A 6,000-nucleotide genomic window follows, 5' to 3' on the forward strand; every position below is an offset into this window, starting at 1 on the left:
AGCCGGCCGCGATGCCGGAAGGCAGAACGGGCCCGACAGGCCGTGCCGCACGGCGAGAGGCAGCTCCGTGACGGGTGAAGTCCTCAATTGCTGCACCGGCGAGGCAGCATGGATGCCGCGCTATCGGATGTTGTCGATGATCGACATGGCGGTCTGGTGGCGCAGTGCGCTCAGCTGTTCCAGAAGGATCCCTGTTGCCGCTTCGTCCTTCAGCCGCCGTCGGAGAAGGTAGCGTGCGCGCCTGCGGGGACTCATGTATCGCAGCAGATGCTTGCGCCACCGTGGGAGCGTTCCGCCGATGACGGTTCCCGGTGTGACGGCAGGAATATCGAAGGTCGGTGCAGGCTCAGCTCGACGGGAGGCGCCACGGGAAAGGGTCCACCGCAGGCGGAAGGCCCCCCGCAGATTGCTCAGTGCCAACTGCCAGCGAGTTGCCGCATCTTCGCAAAACGCCAGGTCGGCAAGCCATTCTTCTGCATACCGGTCGCGCCCGTCGGCGGGAAGCAGGACCACTGTGAGCAGCACAAGCCGCTCAGGCACGCTCCTGCGCTGTGTCATGACCTGCCCGGGCCGCTGTCCGAAGGATTCGGAAGGGCGAGCTCTTCCACAGGTCCGTCGGCGGGGGCCTCGCCGATGGCAGCGCGCACGACTTCCGCCTGGTTCTCTGGTGCCGATTTGTCGAGCGCACGTCGGCCCAGCGACCACCGCACCATCCAGGGAGTGGTGCCGATCGTGACCCAGCACAGCAATGCGCCGATTCCGAGCACCAGTACGACCGCTGCAGGCAGACCGAGCACTGTGATCATGAAACTCCCCCTGCTGTACCAGGACGCGGCACCGAGGTCTTTGCTGGCGCAGGACCAGGCGTTGGCTGCACTGAAGGCGCAGCGGGGCGAGCGATCGGCCCCCCTTCGGACAGAGCCGTGCGGGCGAAGGTGATACCGCTTGCGTTGACTGTGTAGAAGCGACGCCGGGGGCGGCCGTGCACGGGTTCCGCTGTCTCCCAGGCGCTCGTGACCAGGCCCGCCTCTTCAAGGCGGGCCAGCAGCGGATAGACGGTGCCGCTTGGCAGGCCCGTGCGCTGGATGAGTTCCAGGCCGTAGGGGCGGTCCAGGTGAAGAAGCGCCTCAAGGACCGCAAGCATGGCTGGGGTTCGGCGTAGTCTCGCTCCCATAGGTATCAGACTATCTATGTAGAGTTAGAGATTGCAAGGGGCCTGTCGCCTACCCCAGAGAGCGCCCCGACACTGCCTCAGATCCGATGTCGCCCTCGCCGTCCACGTCGGTGCGCAGAGCGAGGGTGAGGTGCATCTGCCCGAGACGGAGCTCCGCGACCTGGTCGCCGTCGGCGAGGTCCGAGCCGGGCTTCCGCCGCCACAGCGGCAGGATTTGCGGTCCGAACACCCGGTGTGCGAGCAGCAGGTCGCCCAGTCCCTCACCGTCCCTCACTTCCGTCTCGCCCAAGAGTGGCGTTGCGGGTTTGGGGCAGGCGCTCCAGGAACGGCAGCAGCCGGTAGAGGCCGTCGGCGGAGATGACCTTGTTGAAGCCCCTCCGCCTTGAGCTGCGGGTGCGAGTGGAGCACGGCCTTGTACTGCCGGAATACAGCTTGTGCGTCAGTGAAGGAAGAGATACACCGTCACAGCCGCCGTCATGGGCAGGCACAGCGCGATGCAGGCCAGAGTGAGGCGCAGGACAGCAGACCAGCTGGCCATGGCCTTGTCGAGGATGGTGCCGAGCGTCTGCGTGAACGGGTCGCTCGGCGGTGCCGCCTCGCGCGCCGGACGATTCTTCTTCCTACTCACCGGAACTCCTTCTTCAGCGATGCTGACTGGTGAGCACAGGCTGTACGCTCCGACCGTTCTGAAGCGACAGCGTTGGTCAGTAGTGCGCGAAATGGCTCATCCCTCCAGGTCGCAGAGCATTCCGGCTACCATTCCGAATGGCAGCGAAAGGCCCGTTGCGGAGAATTAGATGGCGCAGATCAATCCGGATCAGATCCACAGTCGGGAAGACCTGATCGAGCAGTTGGCACAGCTGTTCGACACTCGCGGATTGAGCATTCAGGCGTTGGCGGGCGAGAGCGGGCTCAGCGCTTCGACGATCCACGGCATGATCAACGGTGCAACCGGTGTCCCACGACGGAGCACCTTGGAAGAGTTCGTCAAGGCCTGCGGACGGGACCCGAAACCCTGGTTGGAAGCGAGGGGCCGTCTGGGGTGTTCACCCCGACAGGCCACTGCCGCGAGCCGCACAAGAGGCCGTCAATTACGGGAGTTCTGGCGCGACTTCGTCAGGCCTGATCTCACGCTGGTGGTCGGCTTGCATCAGTTTGCCAGTTGGGAGCCGTCAGGTCTGATCGGAGTGGGCGACGCCTTCGCGCTATCCGAGATCCAACAGCACTTCGTCCGGATTGGCGCGGCGTCTCCCGTGATCAGATACAGCGACCGGGTGGACGGTGAGGCCAGACGCAAGCCCCTCATTCTGATTGGAGGGCCAGACGCCAACAAGATCACAGATGAAGTCGTGCAGCGCCTGCGGTGCTCACTGGGCTTCACGCGACACACTCCTCACGACATCTCCATCCGAGACAGCCAGACTGAACGGATCTACGTCCCCAGGCTGTTGAACCAGGGCGAAGGAACCGACTACGGGCTCGTGGTGAAAACCAAGAACCCGTTCAACCCACAGGTTCCCGCTCTGATCGTCGCTGGCAGCTTCGGTTACGGCAGCTGGGCCGGGGCCAGATTACTCACGGACCCCACGAGCGCAGAACTAGCAATATCGCATGCACCGTTCGAATGCCTCTTTGACACGGAGATCGTTGATCGAACCCCGCAAGCGACAGAGGTCCTTGTTCTGCGGGCACTCACGTAAAGTCGCTGACCAAGGCGTTGGGCGTGTCGGTGGGTGATGAGGCAGGTGGCGAGGCTAGGAAGGTTTCGTGGATGTCGTCGCGTCGTTCCCCGCGGATGCGAAGACGGCGGAAGCCGTGCAGCCAGGCGATCGTGCGTTCGACGACGTAGCGGAAGATGCCCGGGCCAGAGCCGTGTGGCTGGCCGCGTTCGGCGATGACGGGGCGGATACCGCGCTGCCGGAGCAGACGGCGGTACAGGTCGAAGTCGTAGGTGCGATCAGCCAGCAGGGCGTCCGGCCTTTGCCGGGGCCGGCCGTCGCGTCCGGCGTCGGCCGGGATCTTATCCCAGAGGCGGCAGCTGCGTGACGTCGTGGCGGTTTCCGCCGGTGAGCGAGACTGCGAGGGGGATGCCCTGGCCGTCGGTGATGAGGTGGTGCTTGCTGCCCGGCCGTGCCCGGTCGACCGGGCTGGGCCCGTTTTTGGGCCCCGCCGGGCCGCCCGCACGTGCGGGGAGTCGATCACCGCCCGGGACCAGTCCAGCTGGTTCTTCGAGCGCAGCTTCTCCAGCAGGACGAGGTGGAGTTGGTCCCAGACGCCGGCCTCGTTCCAGACGGCCAGCCGCCGCCAGCAGGTCATGCCCGAGCCGAAGCCCAACTCCTGGGGCAGGTACTCCCACTGGATGCCGGTGTGCAGCACGAACGAGATGCCGCGCAGGGCCTGCCGGTCCGGCACCCGCGCTCTGCCCTGCACCAGCTTCGGTCCCGGTTCGGGCAGCAAGGGCTCGGTGAGCGAGAACAGTTCATCCGACACGATCCACGGCCGCGACGATGTTTCGCCACAACCAGACCAGCGAGCGGCCAGGCCAACAGTCACATGATCAACCGCTTTTGTTAGAACAGTTAACCGGCTGCACCAATCGGATCCGCCGGAACGCCTGCGGCAGCCAGTGTTGGGGCAGTCGAATGGTCCTCATGTCGCACCGCCGTAACCAGCAACTCCGTCGGGTCGGTGAGCGCGCTGCCCAGGGACTCTCTTCTCCGGCCGCGGACCCCAGCCCTCCATCTGAGTCCGTGCAGCCTCAGCGGCTGGACTGGGCCCGCCGTATCGAACTGGGCGCCGTGGTCTTCGGCGTGCTCCTCTCGACCGTCGTCTCGGCGGCCGCCATCTGGTACTCCAACGATCAGGTCAACGAGCAGTTGAAGATCAGCAGCAGGGAGTTGGGCATTGCGCAGGAAGGACAGATCACGGACCGATACACCAAGGCGGTGGAGAACCTCGGCGACGATTCCTTGGACGTCCGGTTGGGTGGCATCTATGCCCTGCAGCGAATTATGGAGGACTCCGTACGCGATCACCCCACGATCGCCGATGTCCTGGTGACCTTCGTGCGTACACACGCCACGAAGTTGCCTGCGAAGGGCAAGAAGGTCTCACCGGACGTGCATGCGGCCCTCAAGGTGATCGCTTTCCGGGACGAAACCAGAGATGGAACATTCAGGCTCGACTTGGGGGGTGCCTGCTTACCCGGCGAAGAGTTGGGGCCGCTGATTTCCGCAGGAGCGATTGAGTCCCGGACCGCGGCGCAGCTAGCCAACGCGGACCTGAACAGGACAGATCTTTCCGATTCGAACCTATCGAGCGCTGATTTGGCTGGCGCCTCTTTGTTCAAGACGAAGTTGTCCCGCGCGCGTCTACCTCAAGCGAACTTGGCGAGCGCCGTATTCTTTGAGGCAGACCTGCGAGGCGCCGACCTGCATGGTGCAAAGATGATGAGAGCGACCATCCACCGCTCAGACGCGAGGAACATAGACCTGAGGGAGGCATCGCTAAGAGATGCGGATCTGTCAGGTGTGAACCTGAGCGGAGCGAATCTTCGCGGCGCGGACCTGACCGGAACGGATCTGCATAACGCGGACCTTACCGGCGCTGAAGTGGATAGGGAGGGCCTACTCAGAGCCTATCTGTCCAAGGGAACGAAGCTCCCGGAGTACCTGGCGGAAGATCCGGATCTCAAGGGTCGGATGGTCCCGAAGGAGTGGCCGGGGCAGATTTCGTGATCACGCAACTGAGCCCCCCCGAGCAAGAGCAGTGACCGTACACGCGACTGGCCTGGCGATAATTTCGACTACCCGCAGCACAGTTGGTGCACGGCGTCAGGTCAGGAGGGTGCATGCCCACAGGCAGCGACCAGAGGCGAGAGCGGCTGAGGCTGGCGAGGCGTCGTCCCTCACCTGACCGCGTGAGGGCCCGAGTGCGAGACAGCGGGGAGCAGGATCGAGGCGGGAGGTCGCGACGCATCGACTGGACCACGTGGGGGACGGTGGCCGGAGTCATCGCAGGTATCGGTTCGTTGCTGTTCACCGCGATTGCGACCTACTACGGCGCTGCGGTATCGCAGGATCAACTGGAACAGTCCCGAGAAGACGCCGCTCGCGACAGTCGAGACCAGGCAAGCCGCGTGGCCGCGTGGGCGGAACTCGACAGCAAAGGGGACTTTGCTGTCCACCTGCGGAACAGGTCTCAGGACCCAGTGGAATCAGTTCGCATGCACTTTTGGGTACACATCGAATCCAGGCAAGGATATGGGCATTCGACTGTCGTCCTCTTCCAGCAACCCATGTCGGTTATCGGGCCCTGCACGGACTTGATAGTTGACGAAAAGTCCCTGCTCTACACCAAGACCTTCCTGGGCCGCACGCACAAGTTGCCTGATAACGCTGGTGTCGAGCTCAAGTCCGTGCAGTTCATAGACCGAGAAGGGCTGCGATGGGTGCGTGCCTCCGGGAGCGGTCTTGACCAGGTCAAACCGGGCTCGCGCGAAGGGTGGATGAGGCCAACAGCCCCCGGTGCGAAGCAACTGGAGGGCCTCATCGACGGTGAGCCGGTCTTCAAGAGAGCGCCCGGGTGCGGCGGTGATGGTGGGTAGAAGCGAACGCTGGGTCACGTCCTGCGAAGTGGTGTAGCGACAAGGACGGTTCGCCGTGTCCTTACCGGTGCGCGCCATGTGTAAGACGCACGGTTACACCACTCGGCGGGACACCACCCGAGTTCGATGGCGTCCCGCCGAGTGGTGTATTCAGTCGAGTTCGTGTGGTTCCGGTTTTGCGGGGGTTGGCCGCTGCGGGGTGGTCTTGTCTGCGAAGAGT

8 protein-coding genes and 1 pseudogene are annotated in these 6,000 nt (G+C 64.1%); 3 read left to right on the forward strand and 6 right to left on the reverse strand.

The window, feature by feature from the left end:
- Nucleotides 1-120: 120 nt before the first annotated feature.
- The 5 genes from AB0M70_RS39185 to AB0M70_RS39205 form a co-directional block, all read right to left on the reverse strand.
- Nucleotides 121-540 (reverse strand): hypothetical protein, encoded by a 420-nt coding sequence (locus tag AB0M70_RS39185; protein WP_365828085.1) that lies wholly within the window; start codon nt 538-540, stop codon nt 121-123.
- A 14-nt stretch (nt 541-554) separates the two neighbouring features.
- Nucleotides 555-806 carry a hypothetical protein gene (locus tag AB0M70_RS39190; protein WP_365828087.1) on the reverse strand — a complete coding sequence of 84 codons (252 nt, stop codon included), beginning with the start codon at nt 804-806 and terminating at the stop codon, nt 555-557.
- On the reverse strand, nt 803-1,174 hold the full coding sequence (locus AB0M70_RS39195; protein ID WP_365828089.1) for a PadR family transcriptional regulator: 372 nt from the start codon (nt 1,172-1,174) through the stop codon (nt 803-805). Before AB0M70_RS39195 ends, AB0M70_RS39190 begins: the two co-directional genes overlap by 4 nt.
- A gap of 49 nt (nt 1,175-1,223) precedes the next feature.
- On the reverse strand, nt 1,224-1,448 hold the full coding sequence (locus AB0M70_RS39200; RefSeq protein ID WP_365828091.1) for a hypothetical protein: 225 nt from the start codon (nt 1,446-1,448) through the stop codon (nt 1,224-1,226).
- 165 nt (nt 1,449-1,613) lie between these two features.
- Nucleotides 1,614-1,802 (reverse strand): hypothetical protein, encoded by a 189-nt coding sequence (locus tag AB0M70_RS39205; protein WP_365828093.1) that lies wholly within the window; start codon nt 1,800-1,802, stop codon nt 1,614-1,616.
- 169 nt (nt 1,803-1,971) lie between these two features.
- Here AB0M70_RS39205 and AB0M70_RS39210 point away from each other — a divergent pair, with 169 nt between their 5' ends.
- The gene (locus AB0M70_RS39210) at nt 1,972-2,874 is read left to right on the forward strand and encodes a helix-turn-helix domain-containing protein (protein WP_365828094.1); all 903 of its coding nucleotides are present in this window, start codon (nt 1,972-1,974) and stop codon (nt 2,872-2,874) included.
- A 55-nt stretch (nt 2,875-2,929) separates the two neighbouring features.
- Here AB0M70_RS39210 and AB0M70_RS39215 read toward each other — a convergent pair.
- Nucleotides 2,930-3,652, reverse strand: a pseudogene (locus tag AB0M70_RS39215) (IS5 family transposase); the annotation flags it as partial.
- Between the two features lie 272 nt (nt 3,653-3,924).
- Between AB0M70_RS39215 and AB0M70_RS39220 the strand changes: the two are divergent.
- A complete protein-coding gene (locus AB0M70_RS39220; protein ID WP_365828096.1) occupies nt 3,925-4,911 on the forward strand; it encodes a pentapeptide repeat-containing protein in 987 nt (328 codons plus the stop codon).
- Nucleotides 4,912-5,174: 263 nt separating this feature from the next.
- Nucleotides 5,175-5,780: a hypothetical protein gene (locus AB0M70_RS39225; RefSeq protein ID WP_365828099.1), complete on the forward strand. Its 606-nt coding sequence runs from the start codon at nt 5,175-5,177 to the stop codon at nt 5,778-5,780.
- Nucleotides 5,781-6,000 lie beyond the last annotated feature (220 nt).

Origin of the sequence: Streptomyces sp. NPDC051214, assembly GCF_040682375.1 — a bacterium.
Lineage (GTDB): Bacteria > Actinomycetota > Actinomycetes > Streptomycetales > Streptomycetaceae > Streptomyces.

Coding starts and splice junctions, on each gene's coding strand:
- AB0M70_RS39210 (WP_365828094.1), top strand. CDS start 1,972: ATGGCGCAGATCAATCCGGATCAGATCCACAGTCGGGAAGACCTGATC.
- AB0M70_RS39195 (WP_365828089.1), bottom strand. CDS start 1,174: ATGGGAGCGAGACTACGCCGAACCCCAGCCATGCTTGCGGTCCTTGAG.
- AB0M70_RS39190 (WP_365828087.1), bottom strand. CDS start 806: ATGATCACAGTGCTCGGTCTGCCTGCAGCGGTCGTACTGGTGCTCGGA.